This is a genomic window from Bradyrhizobium sp. Kon56, from assembly GCF_055807635.1.
In genome coordinates, this window is the sequence record NZ_JBVVOU010000300.1 from 1 (window position 1) to 310 (window position 310).

At 70.0% G+C, this 310-nt stretch carries 1 protein-coding gene; it reads left to right on the plus strand.

Features of this window, described 5'->3' with window-relative positions:
* Positions 1 to 310 (plus strand): HAD family hydrolase (locus tag AC0L3B_RS39050; protein WP_473383044.1); only part of this gene is annotated, 310 nt, incomplete at both ends.

Consider the following 310-nt stretch of genomic DNA (forward strand, 5'->3'; position numbering starts at 1 on the left):
GTTGGCCGATAGCGTCAAACCGGAAGCTCGCCAGGCCCTGAAGGAGTTGCGCGACCTGGGGCTGGGCCGCCAACTGCTGCTCACCGGCGACCGTCAGAGCGTGGCCGACAGCCTGGCCGTGAACGTGGGCATCGCGGAGGTCCAGGCCCAGGCGTTGCCGGAAGACAAACTCAACCGTGTGCTGGGGGAGATCGGCAGCGGCTTCCGGCCGATGGTGGTGGGCGACGGGATCAACGACTCCCTGGCGCTCAAAGCCGGGGTGGTCGGCGTGGCGATGGGGGCGGGCGGCGCCGATATCGCCCTGGCCTCG